Origin of the sequence: Glaciihabitans sp. UYNi722, from assembly GCF_040549465.1 — a bacterium.
In the GTDB taxonomy this organism is placed as follows: Bacteria; Actinomycetota; Actinomycetes; order Actinomycetales; family Microbacteriaceae; genus Lacisediminihabitans.
Map to the genome: position 1 here is coordinate 163844 of NZ_JBEPTL010000002.1, position 25948 is coordinate 189791.

A 25948-nucleotide genomic window follows, 5' to 3' on the forward strand; every position below is an offset into this window, starting at 1 on the left:
CACCTGACAGGAATCACACACATGATCATTCGCATGAACAAAGCCATGGCGGCTCGCCGCGATGGGCTCAAGGACGGCCAGAAGGGTTTCACGCTCATCGAACTGCTCGTCGTCATCATCATCATCGGCATTCTCGCCGCGATCGCCATCCCGGTGTTCCTCAACCAGCGCGAGAGCGCCTGGAAGGCTTCCGTAGAGTCCGACCTCAAGAACAGCGCGACCTCTCTTGAGACCTTCCTGAGCGATAACAACGGAGCGTTTCCTGCGGCATATACGGGAGCGGATTACACGTCGGCAGGCAACGCGACGGCGGCGTCAGCCACGGCCCCCAGTATCAAAGTGTCCACGGGCAACACGCTCACGGTCACCAAGGTTGGAACAAACGGATACACAATCAAAGGTGTAAACGAGAATATCTCCGACAAATCGCTGACCTACAGCGGCGCAGACGGTGGAGTAGGCGCCTGGAAATAGGCTCCTCGCTCGTTGTGGTGCGGGGCGTCGCTTCGGCGGCGCCCCGCACCAGCGCACCAATAGCTCAACCCGAAGCAACACCCACAAACTCCACTACCCGAAGGGAGAAGGCCGTGAAAAGGCTTCGCGAACGGTTCAGCGTCGTCACTGCCGACGAGTCCGGCCTGACCCTCATCGAGGTCATCGTCGCTATCAGCATCATCGGCATCATCTCCACCGCGGCCATCGCACTCTCGATCACCAGCCTCAACTCGGCCAGCACGCAGCAGCGCCGTGACATCGCGATCACCGTCGCCAATCAGACCCTGGAGGCGGTGAGTTCGCAAACCGCCACCATGAATGCCGCCGGCCTCAGCCCGCTCTATGCGAACCGAGGTTCGAACCAGGTGGTCAGCAACTGGGACGCCGTCAGCGGCGTCGACGAGATGTATCCCGCATGGGATTCATCCGCCTCCACTCCGAATTCGAATGGCAGCACGCTGTTCCCCGTGGTTAGTCCTGTGATCACGCAGAGTGGAACCGACTTCACCGTGAAGACCATCATGGGGATCTGCTACCAGCCGAAGGCGGGTGGGCTCTGTGATCGCACCAACCCCACCAGCGCTCCGTCGAGCACTCCAGCTGGCTTCAGCCAACTGTTGAGGATCATCGTCGTCGTGCGCTGGACCGCCGGTTCCACCTGCCAGGGCGACACCTGCTCGTACGTGGCATCCACCCTCATCGACCCTCACAGCGATCTCGAGTGGCGCTCCAATGGCTAGCATCCGCGATGTGAGCCAGAGGGGGCGTGAATCCGGAGAGTCTGGGTTCACGCTCATCGAAGTGGTGGTCGCGATGGGTGTCTTCATCATCTTCATCGCCATACTGCTCGGATCCATGGTGTCGCTCTCCCGGGGCGCCGTGCGAACACAACTGATTGCGCAGTCCACCAACGGCGTTCTGGTCGTGTTCACCAACCTCGACCGGCAGGTGCGCTACGCCGACGCGATCAACCCCGCCGGGATCGGTGCTGACGGCAATCGGTACATCGAGTTTCGCGTGCCCGCTGAGAGCTCTGTGTCAGGTTTCGTGACCTGTATGCAGTGGCGATTTGTGCCGAGTGCCAAGCGCATCGAATCGCGCCAGTGGAACGACGGCACGGTGCCAGCGAACAGCTGGTCGACCAAACTCACGAACGTGATCGACGACGGTGGCGAGAAATATCCCTTTGACAGAGAGACCGCCGTCATCGGTGTGGGCTTATCTCCGATGCAACAGCTCAAGCTCGTCATCAATGCAGGCAACGCCGACCTGAACGCCGGCACCAAAATCGAGACCCAGTTCGTCGCGCGCAACAGCTCGATCAAGTCACCTAACAACGCGGATGATGCGCTGCACAACGTCTGCAACCCGGCGGGATATCGCTCATGAGCAACAGGGGTTTCGGCATCATCCGTGTCCGCCAGGCGATCACCGTGCGGCTGAAGGCTGGGGATAACCAGAGCGGCGTCGCGCTGCTCAGCGCACTATTGTTCATGATCCTCGTCGCCGGACTTTCCGTGGTGCTTCTCAGCGTGATCCTCAGCCAGGCAGCTCCCTCGCTCATCGCGCAGAAGAGCACCCGCACGATCTACGCCGCACAGGCCGGACTCCAGGCGGCGCTCGGTATCGTGCGCACGGCCGCAGCCGCACCCGACACGACCGGCAAGGTCTTCGGCAACCCTGCCGCCCTGCCATGCTCGATCACCGGCAAGGTCGCCGCGGAGGATGACAGCACCGCCTATACGGTCACCATGCTCTACTTCGCCATCGACCCGACCGGCACCACCGCGGACTGGCAGGCTGCCAACAAGCTCAGCTGCCCGATGACCGCAGCAACGACACCGCGCTACGCGATGCTCACCTCAGATGGCGTGGCCGCAGCAATACCGGGCAAGGCCGATGCGACCTATGGAAACCGACACCTGTCGGCGATCTACAAGTTCAAGGTGGCAACCATCAACGTCGCCGGCGGACGCATCTACGACTTCAACCGCGGCTACTGCCTTCGTGCGGCGAGCAAGACCGCGGGGGCGACGATGTCATTCGTTGCGGCGGTATCGTGCACCGACGACGATCTCGACCTCTGGGTCTACGACACCGATTGGAAGATCAAACTCGCCAGCACGACGGTGACCGGGGCCACCGCGCTATGCATCACCGGCCCGGCCGCAGACGGCGAGGGCCTCCAGGACGCCCTGTTGCAGCCGTGCCGAGAAGACAGCGACGCGAATCGCTGGAACCAGCTGTGGAGCTGGATGGGCAGCCACACCTGGCAGGGACAGAAGGCCGTCATCGCCGATGGCCCGAGCAACTACTACCTGACCACGGGTGCCGCCGCCGGTGCGAACATCACCGGCCTGACGCTGAAGGTCTCCACCGGCACCAACGGTGGCTTCGCGCCATCCGCACCGGTCGGGGCTGGCGCGGCTGGCTACCTCACGAACCAGATCGTCAACTTCAAGGAGTTCGGTCGCTGTGCAGACGTAACCGGCGAGCAGATCGCCAGCACCTACATGATCTCCTACCCGTGCAAGCAAGACCCGACGGGCACCGGCACATATCTCAACTGGAACCACAAGTGGTTCTATAAGGAGCCCGATGCGCCCGCCACCTCGAAGGCCGACCAGCAGATCTACATCAATCTCAACAACGACGAGACCAAGAAATACTGCCTTCAGTCGCCGTCGTCGGGAAGCTACGTCACCTTCGTCGCCTGCACCACCAGTACGAACCAGAACTGGACGCGCGACTACAACACTGGCACCTATGCCACCAGCTATCTCTTCCGGGATTCCACGGGCCGCTGCCTCAACGCCAATGCCGCAGACCTCCACGACAGCAACTGGTCGAAGGTGACTGTCACCACCTGCGACGGCTCCCTCGCCCAGAAGTGGAACGCACCGGCGACCTACACCGATTCCACCGTTGGCGGTTATAAGGAGATCGGCGGATGACGATCGCCATCTCCCTTATCGCCGGGGTCTTCGGCCTGCTGGTCGGATCCTTCCTGAACGTGGTCGTCTACCGCGTGCCGATCGGCAAATCGATCGTGTCCCCGCCGAGCTCGTGCCCCGGATGCGGCAGCGCGATCGCGGCCTACGACAACGTTCCCGTGGTCTCCTGGTTGGTGCTCGGCGGCAAGTGCCGCAACTGCAAGCAACCGATCTCCCGCCGCTACCCGCTCGTCGAGCTTGGCACCGGGCTGTTCTTCGCGGTCGTCGCTCTCGCCCTCTCGTCCACACTGATCGATGCGGATACCGCGCGGGGCAGTGTCGCGTCGGTGCTGGTCTTCGCAGCGTTCCTCTATCTCGCGGCCATCACCGTCGCACTCGCACTCATCGACATCGACGTGCACAAACTTCCGAACGCAATCGTTCTGCCGTCGTACATCGTCGCCGCCGTGCTGTTCACCACCGCGAGCATTCTCACCGGCGACTTCTCCGCCATGCTCCGCGCCGGTATCGCGATGGGCGCCTTCTTCGTCGCCTACTTCCTGATGGCGCTCGTCTACCCGGGCGGCATGGGCCTCGGCGATGTCAAGCTGGCAGGCGTTCTCGGCATCTACCTCGGCTGGGTGGGCTGGGGCGCCGTCGCGGTCGGTGCGCTGGCCGCATTCGTGCTGGCGGGCATCTACGCCGCCATTCTCCTGCTGGCCAGGCGAGCGAACCGCAAGAGCGGCATCCCGTTCGGACCATGGATGCTCGCCGGAGCCTGGCTCGGCATCGGCGTCGGCAATGCGGCCTTCGCCGACTATCTTTCGCTTTTCGGCCTGACGGCCGGATAGGAACACACAAATGGGGGAATCATGGCAAAAACGATAGTGGGGGTCGACATCAGCGCGAATGGTATTCGCGCTGCCGAGCTGGGTGGTGCGCTCAAGACGAAGCCGGTGCTGCTTCGCTACGCGGCCGTCTCGCTGCCGCCGGGAGCGGTGACGCGAGGCGAGGTGGTGGAGCCGAGGACGGTGTCCACCGCACTCAAGCAGCTGTGGTCGTCGGCCGGGTTCACGTCGAAGGAGGTCGTGCTCGGCATCGGCAATGCACGTGTGCTCGCCCGCGACCTGACGGTGCCGAAGATGCCGCTGCACCTCATCCGCGAGTCGCTGCCGTTCCACGTGCAGGAGATGCTCCCATTCCCCACCGAAGACGCGCTGCTCGACTTCTACCCGATCAGCGAGGGCACCGATGCCAACGGACCTGTCGTCAACGGACTCCTCGTCGCCGCGCTGAAAGATGCGGTACTCGCGAACGTTAAGGCTGTCGAGCTCGCAGGTCTGCATCCGGTCGACGTCGACCTGGTGCCCTTCGCTCTCAGTCGTATCCTGCTGCGGGGCGCGGATGCCGCCGGCACGACAGCAATGATCGATGTCGGGGCCAGCACCACCACCGTCGTCGTCTCGACCGACGGCGTACCGCAGTTCGTGCGCATCATCCCCGCGGGTGGTGACGACCTGACCAACGCGCTGTCGAGCAGGCTCGGGCTTCCACTCGAATCCGCGGAGGCCACGAAGCGCGCGCTCGGGTTGTCCAGCCAACCCGCTACCGCCGAGGAGCACAACGCGGTCGGTGTCATCTTCGAACTGACCGGCGAACTGATCACCAGCGTGCGCAATACCCTCACCTATTTCGCGGGAACCCGGCCATCCGACCCCATCGGGCGCGTCGTGCTCTCCGGTGGCGGATCATCGCTCGGCGGCTTCCGTGATGCGCTCGCCGAATACACCCGCCTGCCGGTGACTGTCGGCAACCCGCTCGAGACCATCAGTGTCGGGCGGCACGCAGAGAAATCCATCGAGCCGGATGGCGCGGAGCCATCCCTCGCCGTAGCAATCGGTCTCGCATTAGGGAGTGCAGCATGAGCGCCAACGCAGCCCAGTTGACCACGACCAAACCGAAAGCTCTTACGCTGACGGTGTCGCGGCCGGTCAAAGAAGTACTGACTCTCGGCGGTATCCCGCGGGTGCATCTTCTGCCGAAAGAGGTGCTTGCTGGCCAGAAAACACGTGCGCTCCGGCGACGGCTGCTGATGCTGCTGGTGCTCATCGTGGTGGTGGCGATCGTCGGCGTCGGAGCAGCGACCCTCGCCCTCATGAGCGCCAACGCGCAGCTGGCGAATGAGCAGTCGCGCAGTTCGCTGCTCAGCGTCGAACAGGGCAAATACGGCAAAGTCACCGCCATCCAGAACCAGGTCAACGACATCACGACCGCGCAACCGGTCGCCGCAGGTGGCGAGATTCTCTGGGCGCCGTACCTCCAGACCGTTCAGGCGACACTGCCCGTGGGAACGACCATCACGGCGTTCACCGCCCAGCTGGTCGATCCGGCGGCGGCTCCCGTAGCCGACAGCCTGCTGGGTGCCCATGCAGCGATCCTCTCGCTCACCGCGGACAGCCCCCAGGCATCCATCTCCGACTGGCTCGACAATCTGCGCACGCTCAAAGGCTTCGTGCAGGCGACACCGGGCACTGTGACGCTCGTACCGGAGACCGGACGCTACACGGTGGGCGTGGATCTGCTCATCAGCAACGCCGCGCTGGCCAACCAATTCGTGACGGAGAAAAAGAAATGAACCGTGACCGGATCATCACCCTCGGAATCATCGGTGCGATTGTCGTCGTCGGCGTTCTCGGTTGGTTCATCGGCGCCTCGCCGATCCTCAGCCAGGCGTCCGCAGCCGACGACCAGCGCTCGAGCCTCCTGAGTGTCAACGACATCAATCAGTCCAAGATCACTCTGCTGAAGAAGCAGTTCGCCGCCATCAACACCGTGCAGAAAGATCTCGACACCCTGCGCACCTCCGTGCCGAGTGATGAGGATATGGCCGTCTTCCTGCGCGAGATCAACACCTACGGCAGCCAGTTCGGGGTGAGTCTTACGAGTGTCACGGTGAGTGACGCAGCCAAGTACGTCGCTCCCGCTGCACCGGTGACCGTTCCGACGCCGGCGGCATCAAATGCGCCGACACCCACACCGACGCCTACGCCGACGGGCAGCGCGGCCACGCCGGCGACACCGACCGTTCCCAGCAGCAAGCTGGTGGTGATCCCGGTGACCATCGTCGTCTCCGGAACCTACGCCAATGTCATGTCGTTCGCCGGCGCCATCCAGGGCGGTCCGAGGCTCTTCCTGGTGTCGACCCTGACCACGACCAGCGGTGAGAAGGGTTTCACCGGTTCGATCGTGGGCACCGCCTACGCCCTTCCGGCACCCGACGCAACACCCGTCGCGAAATAGTCCCTGGCTCGGGGTCATTGCTAGAGTGACCCTGACCAATGGGATGGCCAGGTTGGCCCTGAAGGAGTGGCACCGATGAGCGACGTAACCCCCGAGCCCGTCAAGAACGACCGTCAGAGCACGGAGCCTCCGGTCGAGGAGAACACCGACGAGGAGCTGCACTTCGTCGAGCCGGCGGCGGCGGATGACGTCGAACCGCACCCGGCCGAAGACACCGATTCCGCATCGGTGCACAACGTCGAACCAGCGCCACTGGTCGAGCCCGCCGTTCGCCGCGAGCCCGTCGTGCCTATGACTTCCGAAGAGGTGCCCGCCGAGGTATCCGAGAGAGAGCCCGTGCTCGCCACGGAGGATCCGGCTGCCGTCGAATTCGCGCCGGTTCCGGCTGTCGCTCCGTCGCAGACCGTGTACGTGGCCGCGCCGAACCCGCCGCGCAAGCAGGGCAACCGTGGCATCGGCATCCTGCTCGCCCTCGCGGCCACCGTCGTCTTCGGCGTGTTGTTCGCCGTTGCCGTCGCCCTCATCCGCGCCGTCCGCACCGGAGTCTTCTCGTTCACCTTCGTCGGCTCCCAGACCTTCTACGTGCCGGTGCTGTTCTTCCTGGTCGGCTTCGTGGTGCTTGTACTGATCGCCAACCGTGCAAGCTGGTGGGCCTACATCCTCGGCAGCCTGTTCGTCGGTGCCTTCGTCTACTTCGGAACCGTCGGCACCCTTCTGCTCACCGGCGGAGCCCTCTCGCAGACGCCCGACCAGGCCGCAGCCGCCTACAACGAGCTGCTCACCGATCCGTACATCATCACCGCGGCGCTCCTTGCCCGCGAGGTCGCGGTATGGATGGGCACCGGTATCAGTGCCCGCGGCCGTCGCGTGAAGCAGCGGAATGCGGATGCCCGCGAAGCCTACGAACGCGAGTCGGCCAACAGGAACACCGGCTTCGACTTCGCCGGTAACCGCGAGGCCAGCTACTAACGAGTGGCTCCGCAGCGCCGATACGCGTCGATCATCGCCGTCTTCGCGACGGTGCTGTATCTCGCGCTCATCATCTGTTCGGCCGGATTCATCGGGCTGATCGGCAATCGTGAGGTTCTTGCTGAGAGGGACGCGGGTCCGCTGGTGGCTCCCGCGATGTTTCTGGTCGCTTCGGCGACTCTCTTCGCCCAACTGCTGAATGTCGGTCTCCGCGTCGGGCGCCGCACCGGTTTTCTCATCGTGAGGTCACTGGTGATCGCGATCGTCACCTCCATCCTGTACCTGCTGGTGGGAGCCAATCTGTATGCGCTGAGCAGCGGAAGGACGGTGCCTGGCATCATCTTCTTCGGGAACAACGCGTTCACCCCCGTCACGCTCTCCGTCGCCGTGTTCGCCTTCCTGATAGCCGTGGCCTACCAGTCACTGCTGAATTACCGTGACCGGGGCGGGGCAGGCACAACGCCGCGTTGGTCGTGGGAGAAAAAAGACGGTGATGACGGCGAGGATCGGTCGCAGGGTGCCTAAGTGGGTAGTGGTACCCATCGCGCGAGCATGCACGAGTGCACAAACTGGAGACCTGTCGCCGCGAACCCGTCAGTCGAGCGCCACGGTCGATAAAGTATTCATGGGTTCAGCGCCGCGTGAGACCGTCGGTGCAGACCATCACTAGAGGATCGGTCGCGTCGATCCGTGTGGTGCGGGAAAAGTCGAGGGGTTGCCGTTGAGCGTCACTGTGGAGTCCAACGAGGGCGAACAGCTGCCTGGCGTGCTTCCGAACGGCCTTCCAGATCCGGAATACGCGGCCTCACTGGGGATAGTGGATGCTCCTATCGGTCGACGCGCACTGTCCGCGATCATTGATGGAGCGGTGCTGGCCGTGCTCGCTCTTCCCGCGATCATCATCGTGCCCGGACTCGCGTTGGACAACGTCGGCGAGATTGCCGCCTCTCTGCCGCGCGCCGCTCTCGTTCTTGCTGGCGTGATCCTCCTCAATGCTGTGGTGATCATCCAGGTCATCCTGCACGGACTGAAGGGGGTGACGCTCGGTAAAGCCGTCACCGGTATCCGTTCAGTCAACGTGTCGAGCCTTACGCGACCGGGATTCTGGCGGATCGTGCTGCGCGATATTGTGCTGTATTTCAGCGGTGTTGTCGTTCCCCTTCTCGGAGCGGTGGTGATGATGATGTCGGCCGTGTGGGGCGCCCGCGGTCGAAGCTGGCTCGATACGATCGGGTCCAACTGGATGATCGACGTGCGCCATGGCCTCAATCCATACGATCAGAAGGCACTGCGCCTCGCGCGCAAAAAGCGTGACGCGTCGCCAGCGGCCGAGGCTCCCTCCTTCCCGTCACTCGCCACCGGGGCCAGTCCAGCCGAGGTCCTCGCCTCAGGCGCCCGGTCGCGCTCCGCGGTGGTGGGTGGATTTGCTTCGCTGTCCTCGTTTGCCTCAGAAGGAGGGCCGCCCATCCCTTCCCGCGCACCCACGCCTGTGCCCGCAGAGGCAAGCCGTCACCTCGTTTCGTCGCCTCCTGTGCCGACGGTCCCGCACACCAGAGTTGCCGTTCTGGTGAGTGATGACGGCAGGCGGTACGACGTGGATGGCGAGGCCCTCCTCGGTCGAAATCCCGAGTCGAAGCAGGGAGAACCTCCGTTGTCGCTCATCAGCATCGGCGATCCGTCGTTTTCGATTTCGAAGACCCATGCGGTGGTCGGAGTAGACGACAACGGTGTGTGGATCGAAGATCGGAACTCGAGCAACGGCACGTCCGTCGTCGGCGCCGACGGTGTCGAGGCAGAGGTGCTTCCGGGTACACGCGCGCACGCGCCATGGGGGAGCAGCATCATGCTCGGACACAGAAGGTTCGACGTTAGAGAACGGGAGAACGAGCGATGAGGGTCAAGCTCACACTGCGGCGCGAGTCAGGTGAGGGCGTAGATCTGGTTGTCACCACTGATGCCACGGCGACGGTCGGCAACGTGGCTCGTTCCATCCTCGAGACGGATCCCGCGGGTGGTCGTGCGGTGGATCCGTCCACGATTCTGACATTGCATGTCGCCCCACCCGGCGGCGCCAAACTTGTCCATCTCGATCCGGATACACCGCTGGGAGATGCGGCAATCGGATCGGGCTTCGACGTCGTTGTCGCCCCAGCCCCGGGGTATCCATCCGGCAGCGACGCAACTCCCGGTACAGCGGCTGCCGTTCTCAGGGTGTTGTCAGGCCCCGATAGCGGTCGCGAGTTTCGCTTACCCCTCGGCAGCGGCACGATCGGGCGTGGGGCTGGTAACGCTGTCAAGCTCAGCGACCCGCTTGTTTCCCAGAGTCACGCACGGATTGAAATCTCTGCCGACGGCATCGATGTCGTCGATCTGAACTCGGCGAATGGCATTCTCGTCGACGGGGGTCTCGTGCCACGGCTGCGGCTTCCGAGCGGCCAGTCGGTGGTGCTTGGCGATAGTGAGGTGTCGATCGCACTTCTCGCCACGGCAGGCGACCGCGATGACGGCATCATCGAGCGCGGCGGTGTTCTGCGTTTCAATCGTTCACCGAGGGTCGAATCGCGTTATCCGGGCAGGGAGTATCCGGTTCCGGAGATTCCGCTGGAGAAAGACCAGCAGCCTTTCAACTGGATTCTTATGGTTGCCCCTGTTCTGATGGGCGGTGTGATGTTCGCGATTTCGCGAAACCCGCTCTCGCTCGGTTTCATCGCCATGTCGCCGCTGATGGCGTTCGGCAACTGGTTCTCGCAGCGTTCGCGGGTCGGCAAGAAGGCGAAGATCGAGATCGAGAGGTTCGAGCTTCAACTTGAGGATCTCGGCGAGCAACTCGAGAAGGAGATTCCGCTGGAGCGTTCTGTGCGCCTGCTGGAGAGCCCTTCCGTCGCAGAGGTCTACTCCGAAGCCCTTCGGCTGGAACCCCGGTTGTGGACGCGACGGCCTGAGCACTGGAACTTTCTCGATCTGCGACTCGGGCTCGGCAGAATGCCGAGCCGCAACACGATGACCGACGGCGACGCGAAGCGTGGCCTTCCGCTGTATGCCAAACGCGTTGACGAGCTGCGCGATCGAGTGGGTTTCATCGACGACGTTCCGGTCGTAGAGAATCCCTTCCTCTGCGGTGCGCTGGGTATTTCTGGCGAGCCGACGGCCGTCGCTGACGTCGCGCGAGCGATCGTCGTTCAGTATGCCGGCCTGCACTCGCCAGCGGAGGTCGCCTTCGGAGCGCTGTTGTCGCCATCCGTGGCTCATGAGTTCGACTGGCTCAAGTGGCTGCCACACACGTCATCCCCTCACAGCCCCATTCAGGGAGTGCAACTCGCAGACAGCGCATCGACCGGTACCGCGCTGCTGAATGCACTCGAAGAAATCATCGAGCAGCGCCGCACTCAGCTCTCACGGACGGAGACCGAGCGTGGCGCCGGTGACGAGGATGATGCGGCCTCCGCGCGCGGGGCCAAGGTCGGCGCTCAACAGACCGCCTCCTTCTTCGCGGGTGGCGGGGCTGCTCTTGTGCTGCTGATCGCCAACGATGCGCCGGTCGATCGACCACGCCTCGTGCAGATTGTGGAGGATGCCGCCGACGCGCTCGTCTTTCCGATCTGGATGGCTCCGGTCGCTGAGGCGCTCCCGGCGGCCTGTCGTACCTTCGTCGATGTCGCTCGCGGACTCGAGGCCGCCGACGTGCACTTTGTACGCCAGGGCACGATTGCAACCGACGTACGTGTGGAGGGCGTCTCTGCGGAATACGCACTCATGCTTGCTCGCCGGCTTGCGCCGGTAGTCGACGCGGGGGCGGTGGTCGCCGACTCGAGTGACCTTCCCCGCAGTGTGCCGCTGTTGAGTCTTCTGGGGTCCGACCTGTCCACAGAACCTCAGGCTGCGATTGATCGCTGGGTGCAGAACAAGTCGATCCACGACAGGAGCGGCCGTCCCCCGGTCGCTCGCAAGCGTGCAGGAACCCTGCGCGCGCTTGTCGGCCAATCCTCACCGGATGCGATGCATCTCGATCTTCGAACGCAGGGTCCCCACGCGTTGGTTGGTGGCACGACGGGCTCAGGAAAGTCGGAGTTTCTCCAGGCGTGGGTGCTGGGAATGGCTGCGGAGTACAGTCCCGATCGAGTCACGTTCCTCTTTGTCGACTACAAAGGTGGCGCGGCTTTCGCCGAGTGTGTGAATCTGCCGCACTGTGTCGGGCTGGTCACCGACCTGAGCCAACACCTGGTGCGCCGCGCCCTGACCAGTCTTCGTGCCGAACTCCACTATCGCGAGCACCTCTTCAACCGCAAGAAGGCCAAAGACCTGCTGGAGTTGGAGAAGCGCGGCGACCCGGAATGTCCTCCTGCTCTCATCCTGGTCATCGACGAGTTTGCGGCGCTGGCCGGTGAGGTACCGGAATTCGTCGATGGAGTCGTCGATATCGCCCAGCGCGGTCGTTCCCTCGGAATCCACCTCATCATGGCGACTCAGAGGCCTGCTGGTGTGATCAAAGACAACCTTCGAGCGAACACCAATCTTCGCATCGCCCTACGGATGGCCGACGAATCCGATTCCAAGGATGTTGTGGGCGATCCCGTCGCAGGCACATTCGATCCAGGAATTCCCGGTCGAGGAATCGCCAAGATGGGTCCGGGCCGACTCGTGCCGTTCCAATCCGGTTATGCCGGCGGCTGGTCGAGCGACGAACCGCGCGAGGCTCAGGTCAGCGTCGCCGAGCTGCGCTTCGGTTCGACGGTTCTCTGGGAGTCGGACTCGCTGCTGGACTCCGACAGCCAGGATGAAGATCTCGGTCCCAACGATCAGAAGCGCATCGTGCAGACCCTCATCCATGCGGGCGCGATCGCCAAGATCCCGGCGCCGCGACGACCATGGCTTGACGATCTTGCCACGACTGCCGACATCCTCGATATCGAGGCCGATGGCGAGTCGCGCATCGCGATAGGAATCGCGGACATTCCCGAGAGACAATTGCAGGCGCCGCTCTTTTACGAACCAGACCGCGACGGGGCGATGCTCATCTATGGCACCAGTGGGTCGGGCAAATCCACCGCGCTGCGCTCGATCGCCATTTCTGCGGGACTGCGACCGGATCGAGGTGGGGTCGAGGTTTACGGCCTCGATTTCGGTTCGGGAGGCCTTCGCTCCATCGAATCACTCCCTCACGTCGGATCGATCGTCGCCGGCGACGATGCGGAGAGGTTGCAGCGACTGTTGCGAGACCTTCGGGGCATGCTCGACGACCGAGCCAAAAGGTTCAGCGAAGCAAACGCCGCCAACCTCAACGAATATCGCGAAATCAGTGGCCGGCCAGACGAGCCGCGCATTCTGTTGCTCATCGATGGGTTCGGCAACTTCAAACAGGAGTGGGACGCATCCTCGGCACGGTCTCCGTACTTCAACATCTTCATGCGAATCCTCGGCGAGGGCCGACCGCTCGGTGTGCACGCGATCGCCACCGCGGATCGGTATGGCGCCGTTCCGACGTCGGTGAGCGCGAACGTGACCAAGCGGATTGTGCTACGAATGTCGGACGAGGGCTCATACGGCATACTCGGGGTACCGAAAGACATCCTGGGCGACCTCTCGGCGCCGGGACGTGGAATCGTCGACGGATTCGAAACCCAGATCGCCGTGCTCGGCGGCACATCGAACGTGGCCCAGCAGTCCAGGGATGTGGATGCGCTCGCCGAACGTCTGCGCGCCGCCGGTGCACGCGATGTCGCAGCCGTCGGTTCGTTGCCCACCGAACTGACGCCGCAGGAACTGCCCGATTCGATCAATGGAATGCCGGTCATTGGCATGAGCGACGACGTTCTTGGCCCACGTGGATTCGAGCCCCTGGGTACCTTCGTGGTGACGGGACCCCCGCGCAGCGGTAAGACAAATGCGCTGCGCGCTGTGGTCAGTTCGATGCAGCGGTTCGATCCCGAGGTGAAAATGTTCCACTTCGGGGGAAGGCGTGCGCAGCTTCGCAATTACGTGAAGTGGACCGCCAGCGCAACCACAGTCGATGATGCCCGCGCACTGGCCAAAGGGCTTGTGGAACTTGTGCCAGATGAATCCATACCGGGCAAGATTCTCATCGTTGTCGAGGGCGTCACTGATTTTGCTGATTCCGATGCCGAACGCCCGCTCAAGGAGCTGTTCCAGGCAATCAACCGCAGTGAACATTTCCTCATCGGTGACGGCGACATTGCCGCCCTCGGATCCGGCTACGGTTTCATCGGCGACTTCAAGGCCGGTCGACGAGGGATTGCACTCAAGCCGGAAACCTACGATGGCGATTCGCTCTTCAAAGTTCCGTTTCCGCGGGTTCAGAGACACGAGTTCCCCGAGGGTCGTGGGATCTTTGTCGAGAACGGCCAGTTCGTCACTGTGCAGCTACCGCTCGTCGATGCCGAACCAGGTGCCTGATCGGGTGTTCGAATGGGTACCGCTGCCCATTGGTGGGCTGCACCGACTGCAATAGTGTTTATTGAACGAGGTCCGAAGCGAGGACCTGTCAGCAACGAGGGAAGGTCTGATCATGGCAGATTTCAAGGCGACATATGGCGAGATGGACAGCATGGCGAACAAGCTGGGAGCGGGTCGCGAAGAGATCAGCGACACGCTGAAGCGACTCAAGCAGGATGTCGACACTCTGCTCGGAGACGACTTCAAGACCGAGCACGCTTCGGGCAGGTTCGGCGAGGGCTACACGGAACTCACCACGGGCCTCGAGAGCGCGATCGACGGCATCAAAGAGATGGGCGATTCGCTCCGCAAGATGATGCAGGCGATCAAGGACACCGACGCATCGATGGCCGGTAGCTAGTCACACGCCACGACGGGGGAGAACACGAGCGTGTTCTCCCCCGGCACTGCCTCAACCATCACAGTTGCGCGAATTTCGTTGCCGAGCGGAGGAACCAGTCATGCCTGACGTCTACGTCAAGGTCGAGCATTTGAACGAGTTGAACGGATCGCTTAAGCAGATTCTCGTGGAATTCACCGATGCCGGAAAGCGCACCAGTGCGCTGCAGGACATGATCGGCAGGCCGGACGGCGAATCGAGTCTGCGCGACAAAACCCATGACTTCGAGGGCGGATGGGACGACCGTCGCAACGCGCTGGTTGAGAAGCTAACGAAAATCCAGTCGCGGGTCGAGGGCACGTGCAAGGGCTGGCAGGACTTCGATCTTAACGCGGCCAAGAGCTTGAAAGTAACAGAAGACGCCGGCAGCACACTGCCCAAGCGTTGACGACCCTGGGGTGACGAACAATGAAGACGAATAAGGGTGGCCACACGGTCGCGGTCCTCGAGGGCAATGCGTCGGGGATAGTCCAACGCGGCACAGACATCGAGGATCTCGGCGAGCAGATGATCGGCGCGGCGGGACTGCTTCAGAAGATCGGGGATGGAGCTACCGAGGAAAAGGGTAGGTCGATTGAGAAGATTCGCGACGAGGTCGGCGACGCCTATAAGGACCTCAAACTCGCCGGTGAGCGCTACAAGCCGACCGGTACGGTTATGAAAACTTACGGTACCAAGCTCGACGCAGTTCAGACGGCGATGCGCAAGATCGTCGCGGACGCCGAGGATGCCGAGCGCAACTACAACAGCAAAAAACAGGCCGCAGCAGACGCGCAGTCGACCGTTGACGGTTCGACCGCTCCCAATCCCGCCGACGCAACCGCCGTTGCCAAAGATAAGACTCTCACTGAGACAGCCTCGACGGCCCACACCGACGCGTCAACCGCCGAAACCGCCCTTCATGATCAGTTCACGCTCTTCGACGCGCAATGGGACGTGTGGGATCGTGCGTACGAGGAGGCCCTGAAGGGAATCAACGACGCGACGGAGGGGAACGTTAGCGATGACTGGACCGACAACCTTGCTGGTTTCGTCGACATCGTGCTGAAAGTTCTCAGCTGGGTCGGGATCGCGCTTGCGGTGCTCGCTCTCATCGTCGGTGGTCCGATCATTGCGGCCATTGCGGCGATCGTGGCAGTCGTAGCCCTGATCGGCACACTGTTCCTCTACTTCAAGGGACGCAAGGGTCTGGGAGACGTAGCTTGGGCCGTCGTCGGTGTTCTGCCCTTCGGGAAGCTTGGCAAGCTGTTTCAGTCGGGCAAGCGCATGGAGGGGCTGACCGGTTTCCTTAAGGGGCCGCTGAAGGAGATCACGACCCCTCTCAGCCGCATCAAATCGCTCAACGGTCTGGTCCTCGGTTCCTACAAAGCCGGGCGAGCCGGCGGCCTCGGTCGGCTGAGCTCTCTCGGTCACATGGGAAGCGTTTTCACCCGATTCTCGAACTTCGGCGGCGCGGGATTCGCTAACGTCTGGACTCGCATCGCGGGAGGTTCAAGTCGGGCCTATATGGTCGCCTTCTCGAAGGCCGTCGACGATTTTCCGGCGGCACGGCGCGCCATCCTCGATGGACAGCTTGCTGGAACCCCGCTGGCTAAGGTGGTGTCAGACGGTGGTCAGGCGCTCACCCGCATCGATCAGATATTCAACGTGGGTGAATACGCTGTCAAGAAGGGGCACACGGTGGAGACCAAGGTCGAGTCATTCGCCGGTTCGAGTTCCGTAGACGCGTGGCGCTCTCAGCTGTGACCCGGGTGGAGACCCCTTCGGGGGTTCCATCGTTCCGACTGCTTCTGCCTCAAGGTTGGGAGGAGCTTCCCGCAACCAGGGAGTCGATTGCGCAGCTCACGGCGCTATCCAGTGCGGTGTTCAAATCGCAGCACCGCCCAGACCTCGATAGCGAATTCACGCGCATGATGGAACTGGCGACGCGACGGATGAAACAGGCCGGCGTCTTCGCTATCTACCTTCAGACCACTGTTCCTGAAGACGATGTGCTGCCGCTCTCCATGAGCGCCTCGATCGTCCGCGGGCGTTTGGGAGGAACCCTCGACCGCGAAGTCAGCTCGCTGTTCCGCGACAGAGGCGCCGCCTTCCTCTCCGACAATCACCAGATCGTTCGCTGGACAGCCGACACAGTGCACGACGGAGAATTCACGGGAACGTCATCGCGCGTCATCGACTATCTGATCCCGGTTCCTGGGGCAGGGCGACGCACTGCCCTCCAATTCACCACCACACTCGTACATCCAACCGGGGACGACGAGGCCAGCGAACTCGTCGACCAGATGGCGCAGCTCAGCGACGTCATCGTGAGTACTTTTAGCTGGGAAGGGGCCCCGGCATGAGCTATACCATGCTCTATGACAGCTCCATCTGGCATCCGATACCCCGGGATTTTCCCACCGACGAATGGGCGTCAGCCGAGGCATGGGCCGATGGGTTCGTCGCACTGTTCGAGGTCGACCTCGGGCCTCTCGCGTCAGACGGCAAGGCCGCGCTCCGCGAGTTCGCTTTCTCGGCGATAGCCGATCGTCAACCGGATGTCGCGGAGTCACTCGTCTTCTGCCCCCGGGTTCTTCCCGTGTTGGGAATTGTCAACGTGATGTTCCTCCAGGCGGCCCAGGATGACGAAGTCGATCTGACCGCACTCGCCGCCAGCGACCCCCGAGCCCAGTTGGAGCCCACTGTCGAACCATTCGAAACCACCGACCTCGGGGTCGGCGCTCGCGGTGCGGTGGTGATCGACTCGGCTGACGACCTCAGCGCGGCCGGTGCGTTCACCTACGCGTTTCAGCGCCACGATCAAGTGGTCTACGTGGCGGCTACGGCCGACCGGGTCACTGAAGCCACGCTTATGCTGACCTTCGTCGACGACCTCGTACGAGGCATCAGCGTAGAGGCATTGTGACGCAGCGCAATCGTGATCGAAATCCGCAGCAGGTACTCAGTGCCACAGACGTCACGGTAGCCCGGGCGAAGGAGATCAGTTCCATTTCCCGAGTACGAATCATCCGTTCGCTCGAAGATGCCGCCCTCGAAAGGCTCGACCCGCAGGTTTTGCGAGCCGTCACGGATGTGGATCGTCGTTTTGATCGTGAGCACGCCGAACTGAGCGGGGAATACGAGAGACGCTTCGACGCCATGGAACCCGATCCGGCTGGCCGTCCGGTTTCGGGAGCGGCAGACGTGTTCGGCATGCTGTTGGCCGTGATTGCTGTCGCGTTGGTGCTCGCGGGAGACAAATTCGGCTCGGCTGTGCCACTCGCCCCCGCGGCCGTCACGGCAACGGTGCTGATTGTCGTGGCCGCCTGTCTTCATGCGGCCGTGGCTCTGGGCAGGAGTCGCTCAGGCCGGGGTGCGTCACACGCCTGGTCGATGATTGTGGTGACTGCCGCGGCGGCATTAATCACCGCGGCGTGGCTCGTCGTGCGGTGGCAGCGCCAGTCTGATCAAGAATTTGCCTACATTCTCGTTCTCGCCGCGGTCATTGTGGTCGGCGGACTCATCTGTCTCTTGGTGGCGGTCGGGGCGGGCAGGAATGCCGCCCGTCGCGCGCACGCTCTTCGTGCGGGAGCACTACGCAGAATTGATGAGACGGCTGATCTCGAATCAGCCTTGGAGATCGCGCGCACCAGGAGCCAGTCGGAGGCGCGAAGCTTTCTCGAACGGATGCCGGGGGAGCGTCGGCGCGAACTCGACGAGGCCATTCTTGCCGGGGTGCGCGAAATGCTCAAGAAAGAAGAGTACGGGCTCGAGTTCGTGCGACCTCTCCGCGAATCTCCTCGATTCGAACTGCGATACACCGAAAAGCTCTAGCGCGGGATGCGGATATCGCGGGCTATTCCCTCGTGTTCGGCGCCTCGACGCTCGTTTCGATGAGACCGCCGATCATTTGACCGAAGCCTCCACCCCGGCTAGTATTAATCAGGTGTGTGCTTTGTCGTGCGCTTGAATCATGCCCACTGTCTTATCGGCAGTTGGAACCATGACAGGCTCGGGCATCTGACATACACAGCTGGGTTTGTTTTCGTTCAAGTTCTTCATTGGCGCAAGCAGCCCCCACGGCATACCACTCAGAATCTCAAACACGGGGTTCGCGCGTGGTGCAAAACGGTTCGAAACACTCCAGTGGATCGGGCCGGATGCTAATGAACCAACTGTCACCGTGCAGTAAATACAAGGAGTACGTAGTGCCCACCATTCAGCAGCTGGTCCGTAAGGGACGCAGCCCCAAGGTCGTCAAGACCAAGGCGCCTGCGCTCAAGGCCAATCCTCAGCAGCGCGGTGTGTGCACCCGCGTCTACACGACCACCCCGAAGAAGCCGAACTCGGCTCTGCGCAAGGTTGCTCGTGTCAAGCTCAGCAACGGCACCGAGATCACCGCTTACATCCCCGGCGAAGGCCACAACCTGCAGGAGCACTCGATGGTGCTCGTGCGCGGCGGTCGTGTGAAAGACCTCCCCGGTGTGCGCTACAAGATCGTACGCGGCGCGCTCGACACCCAGGCCGTAAAGAATCGCAAGCAGGCTCGCAGCCGCTACGGAGCGAAAATGGACAAGAAGTAATGCCTCGTAAAGGACCAGCACCCAAGCGCCCCGTCGTCGCCGACCCGGTTTACGGCGCCCCCATCGTCAGTCAGCTCGTCAACAAGATTCTTCTTGATGGCAAGAAGGGCCTCGCCGAGAAGATCGTTTATGACGCTCTCTCCGGTGTCGCGACCAAGAACGGTGCGGATGCGGTCGTGACGCTGAAAAAGGCGCTCGACAACGTGCGCCCCACCATTGAGGTCAAGAGCCGTCGCGTCGGTGGTTCGACCTACCAGGTGCCGGTTGAGGTCAAGCCTCACCGCGCCAACACTCTCGCACTGCGCTGGCTCACCACCTACGCCAAGGGCCGTCGTGAGAAGACCATGACCGAGCGTCTCACCAACGAGATCCTCGACGCCTCCAACGGCCTCGGTGCTGCGGTGAAGCGTCGCGAGGACACTCACAAGATGGCTGACGCCAACAAGGCTTTCGCGCACTACCGCTGGTAATACTCTCTTCCGCTGGTCGAGCTTGTCGAGACCTCCTGTCTCGACAGTGAGGGCCTGACAGGCTCGACCGCGATCATCACATAATTTCGGAGGACATCCGTGGCACAAGACGTGCTCACCGACCTGAACAAGGTCCGCAATATCGGCATCATGGCTCACATCGATGCTGGCAAGACCACTACCACCGAGCGCATCCTGTACTACACCGGTATCACCCACAAGATCGGTGAGGTGCACGATGGTGCAGCCACGATGGACTGGATGGCGCAGGAGCAGGAACGCGGCATCACCATCACGTCGGCGGCGACTACCTGTTTCTGGAACAAGAACCAGATCAACATCATCGACACCCCCGGCCACGTGGACTTCACCGTCGAGGTGGAGCGTTCGCTCCGCGTTCTCGACGGCGCCGTTGCCGTCTTCGACGGCAAGGAGGGCGTCGAGCCCCAGTCCGAGACCGTGTGGCGCCAGGCCGACAAGTACGACGTGCCCCGCATCTGCTTCGTCAACAAGATGGACAAGCTCGGCGCGGACTTCTACTTCACCGTCGAGACCATCATCAAGCGCCTCGGCGCGAAGCCGCTGGTCATCCAGCTTCCGATCGGTTTCGAGAGCACCTTCGAGGGTGTTGTCGACCTGGTCGAGATGCGCGCGCTGACCTGGCGCGGTGACTCGAAGGGTGACGTCGAGCTCGGTGCCAAGTACGACATCGAGGAGATCCCCGCAGACCTCGTCGAGAAGGCAAACGAGTACCGTGCGACGCTTCTCGAAGTTGTCGCCGAGACCGACGACGTGCTGCTCGAACGCTTCCTGAACGGCGACACCAACTTTTCGGTTGCCGAGATCAAGGCCGCGATCCGCAAGCTCACCGTCGCCAGCCAGATCTACCCCGTGCTCTGTGGTTCCGCGTTCAAGAACCGTGGTGTGCAGCCGATGCTGGACGCCGTTGTCGACTACCTGCCGAGTCCGCTCGACGTGCCGGCGACTGAAGGCCGCGACATCCGCGACGAGGAGAAGATCGTCGAGCGTCACCCTGACCCGAAGGATCCCTTTGCGGCCCTCGCGTTCAAGGTCGCTGTTCACCCCTTCTTCGGTCGTCTCACCTACATCCGCGTCTACTCCGGCCACCTTGCCTCCGGTGGGCAGGTTATGAACTCGACCAAGGGCAAGAAGGAGCGCATCGGCAAGATCTTCCAGATGCACTCCAACAAGGAGAATCCTGTCGACTCGGTGACCGCCGGCCACATCTACGCGGTCATCGGCCTCAAAGACACGACCACGGGTGACACGCTGTCCGACCCGAGCGACCAGATCGTTCTCGAGTCGATGACGTTCCCCGAGCCCGTGATCGAGGTCGCGATCGAGCCGAAGACCAAGGCCGACCAGGAGAAGCTGGGTATCGCTATCCAGAAGCTCGCTGAAGAGGACCCGACCTTCCGCACCGAGCAGAACCAGGACACCGGCCAGACGGTCATCAAAGGAATGGGCGAGCTTCACCTCGACATTCTGGTGGACCGGATGAAGCGCGAGTTCGGCGTCGAGGCGAACGTCGGTAAGCCGCAGGTTGCTTACCGCGAGACGATTCGTCGCATCGTCGAGAAGCACGACTTCACTCACAAGAAGCAGACCGGTGGTTCTGGCCAGTTCGCCAAGATCCAGATCTCGCTTGAGCCGATGGAGGTGACCGCTGACAAGATCTACGAGTTCGAAAACAAGGTCACCGGTGGGCGCATTCCGCGCGAGTACATCCCGTCTGTCGATCACGGAATCCAGGACGCGCTGCAGGTTGGCGTGCTCGCGGGTTACCCGATGGTCGGTGTGAAGGCGATCCTCCTCGATGGCGCATCTCACGATGTCGACTCGTCGGAGATGGCCTTCAAGATCGCCGGTTCCATGGCCTTCAAGGAAGCGGCCCGCAAGGCCGATCCCGTGTTGCTTGAGCCGTTGATGGCCGTCGAGGTGCGTACCCCAGAGGAATATATGGGTGACGTGATCGGTGACCTGAACTCCCGTCGTGGCCAGATCCAGTCGATGGAAGATGCGACCGGTGTGAAGGTAGTCACGGCCAAAGTCCCGCTGTCGGAGATGTTCGGTTACGTCGGCGACCTGAGGTCGAAGACCTCTGGTCGTGCGGTGTATTCGATGAGTTTCGACAGCTACTCCGAGGTGCCGCGCGCGGTCGCCGAGGAGATCATCCAGAAGAACAAGGGCGAGTAAGACTCTCTGCGGAGGGCCTGTTCGTCCGAGTAACATAGCTAAATCCCAACCCCGTAGCGCGAGCGATCGAAATCCGTCGATCGTGAGCGTCTACACCTAAGTCCTGAGGAGGACCCATTGGCGAAGGCAAAGTTCGAGCGGACTAAGCCGCACGTCAACATCGGTACCATTGGTCACGTCGACCACGGTAAGACCACGTTGACGGCTGCAATTACCAAGGTGCTGCACGACAAGTACCCCACCCTGAACACTGCTTCGGCGTTCGATCAGATCGACAACTCCCCTGAGGAGAAGCAGCGCGGTATCACGATCAACATCTCCCACGTGGAGTACCAGACCGAGAAGCGCCACTACGCACACGTAGACGCTCCCGGTCACGCTGACTACATCAAGAACATGATCACGGGTGCCGCGCAGATGGACGGCGCGATCCTTGTTGTTGCGGCAACCGACGGCCCGATGCCCCAGACTCGTGAGCACGTTCTGCTCGCCCGCCAGGTTGGCGTGCCATACATCGTCGTCGCGCTGAACAAGTCCGACGTCGTCGACGACGAGGAGATCCTCGAGCTCGTCGAGATCGAGGTTCGCGAGCTGCTCTCCAGCCAGGAGTTCGATGGCGACAACGCTCCCGTTGTTCGCGTTTCGGCACTCAAGGCGCTCGAGGGCGACGAGAAGTGGGCAGCGACCGTTGCCGACCTCATGGACAAGGTCGACGAGTTCGTGCCGGAGCCCGTTCGCGAGACCGAGAAGCCCTTCCTCATGCCCGTCGAGGACGTCTTCACGATCACCGGCCGTGGAACAGTCATCACCGGTCGTGTCGAGCGTGGCATCCTGAAGCCGAACGACGAGGTTGAAATCGTCGGCATTAAGGAGAAGTCCTCCAAGACCATCGTCACCGCCATCGAGATGTTCCGCAAGACCCTCGACGACGCGCGCGCCGGTGAGAACGTCGGACTCCTGCTCCGTGGAACGAAGCGTGAAGAGGTCGAGCGCGGCCAGGTTGTCGTCAAGCCCGGTTCGGTCACGCCGCACACCGAGTTCGAGGCGAACGCCTACATCCTGTCCAAGGATGAGGGTGGCCGTCACAACCCGTTCTACGCGAACTACCGCCCGCAGTTCTACTTCCGCACCACGGACGTCACCGGCGTCATCTCGCTGCCAGAGGGCACCGAGATGGTCATGCCTGGTGACACCACCGAGATGACGGTCAACCTGATCCAGCCGATTGCCATGGAGGAGGGCCTCCGCTTCGCTATTCGCGAGGGTGGCCGCACCGTCGGCGCCGGCACGGTCGTGAAGATCCTCAAGTAGCACCTGCTTCGTAGTACGAAGGGTCGAGCCGAAAGGCTCGGCCCTTCGTCGTTAACGACCATGGTGTCTTCGGTCGTTCGGTCCGCCCCGGTCCGCCCCGCCCCGTGGCGATCGTTCCCTTTTGGTGCAAGTGTTTCGTGTCGCGCAGGACCGCTTGCGCCGGGAGGGAACATTCATACCCGTAAGTTGACGACTCCGGTCCTCCACAGGCCCCGTGTGCGGATGTTTTCCCCGTGCCCATGCTCTTGGTTCAGGTTGGAACGCTCACCGCGGCATCATTCTGCAATGAACGAAGCTCAGCAATCACTCGTGTTCGTCCGCGATCTCAGGCTGCCTGACGACACGAGACACCAGCACGCGCGGTCCGCCGCCGTTGGACGGGAGGTGCGTGTCGCCAGGGGCGTGTACATCGATCGAGAATCTCTGCGGGCGATGGATTCTCGAAGGAAGTATCTCGCCAGAGTCCGAGCGATCGCCGAGACGCGTCGAAATCGTCCCGTCCTTTCACACTGGTCAGCCGCGGCGATCCATGGGCTGCCGATGATCGGTGACTGGCCGTCGTACGTGCACATCACGCAGCCCAAGTGGATCGGAAGCCGAAGCCGCAACGGCGTCATTCGGCATTCCCTCGCCATAGACGACTCCGAGTTAGTCGAGATTCACGGGATGCTGGTAACTTCTGTGGTTCGCACGGTGCTCGATCTAGCGGCCATCGCGAGCACGATATCCGCTGTAGCCGCAGCCGACGCTGCGCTGCATAGTGATCGTTTCGATCGGCATCCTCCGCTTGCAACACAAGATGACCTGCATCGAGCATGGGAGCAACGGCTGCCGTTCCGTGGCCATGCTCGGGCGCTCGACATCGTGGAGTTCGCCACAACGGCCGCGGACACGCCCATAGAGTCAGTCAGTCGTGTGAACATGCGTGTGATCGGATGCCCACCTCCGCAACTACAGACGCCCTATTTCGATGGCGAAGGTTTCATCGGCGAGACGGATTTCTCTTGGCAGGAGTACGGCGCAATCGGGGAGGCAGACGGCGATCTTAAGTATCTGGATGAGGCGTATCGAGGGGGCCGGAGTGCCGAACGCGTAGTGCTCGATGAGAAAACTCGCGAAGACCGCCTTCGCGCACTGCCGCGTGCGGTCGCGCGATGGCGTTGGAACGTTGCTATCAATCCCCGGGCCCTGCGCAGTCGCCTCGTTCCTCTTGGCCTGCCGATGAAGCCTTGATCGGCGTCATTGTTCCCTTTTGCGATGTCTGTTCCCCTTCGACGCGGAACAAACGTCGCAAAAGGGAACAATCGCGCTGGGCAAGCCGGCGCGCGACACACGATCCTTTGCTCTGCGCAACCCCGTTGCACGCGGAGGGTGGCTGCCTACGATGAAGTCATGACTCGACTCCGTCACAGTGACTCGTCCTCGACGGGGCTGCGGAGGGTACGGGCTGGTCGCGGATTCTCCTACAAGGATGTCGCGGGGCATCCGATCACCGACGCGGAATTGCGCACCCGCATCGAGGCGCTGGCGATACCGCCGGCCTGGACCGACGTCTGGATCGCTCCGTACGCGAATGGCCACATCCAGGCCACGGGACTCGATGCCGCCGGTCGCCGCCAATACATCTACCATCCCACCTGGCGCGAACAGAAGGACCGCATCAAATACGATCGTGCCTTGAGCCTTGCCGAGTTGCTGCCATCGGCTCGCAGAGCGGTGACGATCGACCTGCGCGACGACAGGCCGTCGAAGGAGCGTGCGCTGGCCGCCGCATTCCGGATGCTCGACACAGGCTCCCTGCGGGTCGGATCGGAACAGTACGCCGAAGCCCACGGCAGTCACGGTCTCTCCACCCTCCTCTGCTCCCACGCGACGGTGAGCGGTGACACGGTGGCGCTCGACTTCCCCGCGAAGAGCGGGCAGGAGTGGCAGTCCGAGATCACCGATGCCGACCTCGCCGCCGTGCTGCGCTCACTGAAACGTCGCGGCGGGAGGGCGCGGCTGCTGGCCTGGCGCGACGAGTCGTCGTGGCATCCGCTCACCGCTCAGGAGATCAATGACTACGTGCGCGAGCGTACCGGCGGAGAATTCACCGCCAAGGACTTCCGCACCCTGCACGGCAGCGCGGCGGCCGCGATCAGCCTGGCGAAGCACGGCCCGGAGAAGACCAGGTCCGCCAGGGATCGTGCGCTGGCGCAGGCGATGCGGGATGCCGCGGAGGTGCTCGGCAACACCCCGACCATCGCCAGGTCGAGCTATGTCGATCCGCGGATCGTCGACCACTACGTCGGCGGCGTCACGATCGATCCGGCTCGGACCAAATCTGCCGAAAGTGAGCTGAGAACGCTTCTCTTCGACTAGTGCTAGCCATATCGCAGCAACCGGACGACAATGAAGGCCTCGGAGCCTTTTCGGCACGGGTTGATCACAGGGAGATGTTATGGGGCTGGAAGATATCACCAAGAAGGCGCAGGCGTTCCTGAACGACGACAAGGTCAAGGACGCGCTGAAGAGCGAACAGGCAGAGGGAATCAGCGACAAGCTTCTCGATGGTGTGGCCGATGTCGCCAACAAGGTGACCGGCGGCAAGTTCGAAGGGCAGATCGATGGAGCCCGCGACGCTGCGGACAAGCAGGTCGGCAACGAGTAGTTCTCCCGCATGGCGCCGGCTTGCCGACGCAACCGAGAGTGAGGCGGCACGCGATCCGCACGCGTCGTTCACCTGCCAGCGCGCCGCCTCGCCCTTGGTCATCACCTCTGGGCGAGCTGGGGCCATCGCGAGCGATGACGACACGCCGAAGTGTGACACGCCCGGGTTGCAGCAACTCATAACCTGTG

25 protein-coding genes are annotated in these 25948 nt (G+C 62.5%); all 25 read left to right on the plus strand.

Annotated elements, in window-relative coordinates:
• Nucleotides 1-21 precede the first annotated feature (21 nt).
• The 25 genes from ABIB56_RS02115 (at nt 22) to ABIB56_RS02235 (ending at nt 25760) form a co-directional block, all read left to right on the plus strand.
• Nucleotides 22-474 (plus strand): prepilin-type N-terminal cleavage/methylation domain-containing protein, encoded by a 453-nt coding sequence (locus ABIB56_RS02115; RefSeq protein WP_354567188.1) that lies wholly within the window; start codon nt 22-24, stop codon nt 472-474.
• A gap of 113 nt (nt 475-587) precedes the next feature.
• The gene (locus ABIB56_RS02120) at nt 588-1235 is read left to right on the plus strand and encodes a prepilin-type N-terminal cleavage/methylation domain-containing protein (protein WP_354567189.1); all 648 of its coding nucleotides are present in this window, start codon (nt 588-590) and stop codon (nt 1233-1235) included.
• Nucleotides 1228-1884: a PulJ/GspJ family protein gene (locus ABIB56_RS02125; protein WP_354567190.1), complete on the plus strand. Its 657-nt coding sequence runs from the start codon at nt 1228-1230 to the stop codon at nt 1882-1884. The genes ABIB56_RS02120 and ABIB56_RS02125 overlap by 8 nt, the downstream gene beginning before the upstream one ends.
• Nucleotides 1881-3449 (plus strand): ricin-type beta-trefoil lectin domain protein, encoded by a 1569-nt coding sequence (locus tag ABIB56_RS02130; protein WP_354567191.1) that lies wholly within the window; start codon nt 1881-1883, stop codon nt 3447-3449. Before ABIB56_RS02125 ends, ABIB56_RS02130 begins: the two co-directional genes overlap by 4 nt.
• Nucleotides 3446-4279: a prepilin peptidase gene (locus ABIB56_RS02135; RefSeq protein ID WP_354567193.1), complete on the plus strand. Its 834-nt coding sequence runs from the start codon at nt 3446-3448 to the stop codon at nt 4277-4279. Before ABIB56_RS02130 ends, ABIB56_RS02135 begins: the two co-directional genes overlap by 4 nt.
• Before the next feature lie 21 nt (nt 4280-4300).
• Nucleotides 4301-5353: a type IV pilus assembly protein PilM gene (gene pilM / locus ABIB56_RS02140; protein ID WP_354567194.1), complete on the plus strand. Its 1053-nt coding sequence runs from the start codon at nt 4301-4303 to the stop codon at nt 5351-5353.
• Nucleotides 5350-6063: a hypothetical protein gene (locus ABIB56_RS02145; RefSeq protein ID WP_354567195.1), complete on the plus strand. Its 714-nt coding sequence runs from the start codon at nt 5350-5352 to the stop codon at nt 6061-6063. The genes pilM and ABIB56_RS02145 overlap by 4 nt, the downstream gene beginning before the upstream one ends.
• Nucleotides 6060-6728, plus strand: coding sequence for a hypothetical protein (locus tag ABIB56_RS02150; protein WP_354567197.1), 669 nt, complete (start codon nt 6060-6062; stop codon nt 6726-6728). The genes ABIB56_RS02145 and ABIB56_RS02150 overlap by 4 nt, the downstream gene beginning before the upstream one ends.
• A gap of 75 nt (nt 6729-6803) precedes the next feature.
• On the plus strand, nt 6804-7697 hold the full coding sequence (locus tag ABIB56_RS02155; protein ID WP_354567198.1) for a hypothetical protein: 894 nt from the start codon (nt 6804-6806) through the stop codon (nt 7695-7697).
• A gap of 3 nt (nt 7698-7700) precedes the next feature.
• Nucleotides 7701-8222, plus strand: coding sequence for a DUF6121 family protein (locus ABIB56_RS02160; RefSeq protein WP_354567199.1), 522 nt, complete (start codon nt 7701-7703; stop codon nt 8220-8222).
• A gap of 196 nt (nt 8223-8418) precedes the next feature.
• Nucleotides 8419-9591, plus strand: a complete 1173-nt coding sequence (locus ABIB56_RS02165; protein ID WP_354567200.1) for an RDD family protein — start codon at nt 8419-8421, stop codon at nt 9589-9591.
• Nucleotides 9588-14108 carry a type VII secretion EssC family protein gene (locus ABIB56_RS02170; RefSeq protein WP_354567202.1) on the plus strand — a complete coding sequence of 1507 codons (4521 nt, stop codon included), beginning with the start codon at nt 9588-9590 and terminating at the stop codon, nt 14106-14108. Before ABIB56_RS02165 ends, ABIB56_RS02170 begins: the two co-directional genes overlap by 4 nt.
• A 112-nt stretch (nt 14109-14220) precedes the next feature.
• Nucleotides 14221-14508 (plus strand): WXG100 family type VII secretion target, encoded by a 288-nt coding sequence (locus ABIB56_RS02175; protein ID WP_354567203.1) that lies wholly within the window; start codon nt 14221-14223, stop codon nt 14506-14508.
• Nucleotides 14509-14608: 100 nt separating this feature from the next.
• Nucleotides 14609-14935: a hypothetical protein gene (locus ABIB56_RS02180; protein WP_354567204.1), complete on the plus strand. Its 327-nt coding sequence runs from the start codon at nt 14609-14611 to the stop codon at nt 14933-14935.
• Between the two features lie 20 nt (nt 14936-14955).
• On the plus strand, nt 14956-16293 hold the full coding sequence (locus ABIB56_RS02185) for a hypothetical protein (protein ID WP_354567206.1): 1338 nt from the start codon (nt 14956-14958) through the stop codon (nt 16291-16293).
• Nucleotides 16275-16892 (plus strand): hypothetical protein, encoded by a 618-nt coding sequence (locus tag ABIB56_RS02190; RefSeq protein ID WP_354567207.1) that lies wholly within the window; start codon nt 16275-16277, stop codon nt 16890-16892. Before ABIB56_RS02185 ends, ABIB56_RS02190 begins: the two co-directional genes overlap by 19 nt.
• Nucleotides 16889-17455, plus strand: coding sequence for a hypothetical protein (locus tag ABIB56_RS02195; protein WP_354567209.1), 567 nt, complete (start codon nt 16889-16891; stop codon nt 17453-17455). The genes ABIB56_RS02190 and ABIB56_RS02195 overlap by 4 nt, the downstream gene beginning before the upstream one ends.
• Complete coding sequence (locus ABIB56_RS02200) at nt 17452-18363, plus strand: hypothetical protein (RefSeq protein WP_354567210.1); 912 nt, start codon at nt 17452-17454, stop codon at nt 18361-18363. Before ABIB56_RS02195 ends, ABIB56_RS02200 begins: the two co-directional genes overlap by 4 nt.
• A 374-nt stretch (nt 18364-18737) precedes the next feature.
• Entirely contained in the window at nt 18738-19112 is a 375-nt protein-coding gene (gene rpsL, locus ABIB56_RS02205) for a 30S ribosomal protein S12 (protein ID WP_354567211.1), read from the plus strand.
• Nucleotides 19112-19582 (plus strand): 30S ribosomal protein S7, encoded by a 471-nt coding sequence (gene rpsG, locus ABIB56_RS02210; protein WP_354567212.1) that lies wholly within the window; start codon nt 19112-19114, stop codon nt 19580-19582. The genes rpsL and rpsG overlap by 1 nt, the downstream gene beginning before the upstream one ends.
• 99 nt (nt 19583-19681) lie before the next feature.
• Nucleotides 19682-21799 carry an elongation factor G gene (gene fusA / locus ABIB56_RS02215; protein ID WP_354567213.1) on the plus strand — a complete coding sequence of 706 codons (2118 nt, stop codon included), beginning with the start codon at nt 19682-19684 and terminating at the stop codon, nt 21797-21799.
• Nucleotides 21800-21916: 117 nt separating this feature from the next.
• Nucleotides 21917-23110, plus strand: coding sequence for an elongation factor Tu (gene tuf / locus ABIB56_RS02220; protein ID WP_354567215.1), 1194 nt, complete (start codon nt 21917-21919; stop codon nt 23108-23110).
• A 285-nt stretch (nt 23111-23395) separates the two neighbouring features.
• Nucleotides 23396-24343 (plus strand): hypothetical protein, encoded by a 948-nt coding sequence (locus ABIB56_RS02225; RefSeq protein WP_354567216.1) that lies wholly within the window; start codon nt 23396-23398, stop codon nt 24341-24343.
• A gap of 159 nt (nt 24344-24502) precedes the next feature.
• On the plus strand, nt 24503-25471 hold the full coding sequence (locus tag ABIB56_RS02230; RefSeq protein ID WP_354567217.1) for a DNA topoisomerase IB: 969 nt from the start codon (nt 24503-24505) through the stop codon (nt 25469-25471).
• Between the two features lie 79 nt (nt 25472-25550).
• Nucleotides 25551-25760 carry an antitoxin gene (locus tag ABIB56_RS02235; protein ID WP_354567218.1) on the plus strand — a complete coding sequence of 70 codons (210 nt, stop codon included), beginning with the start codon at nt 25551-25553 and terminating at the stop codon, nt 25758-25760.
• Nucleotides 25761-25948 lie beyond the last annotated feature (188 nt).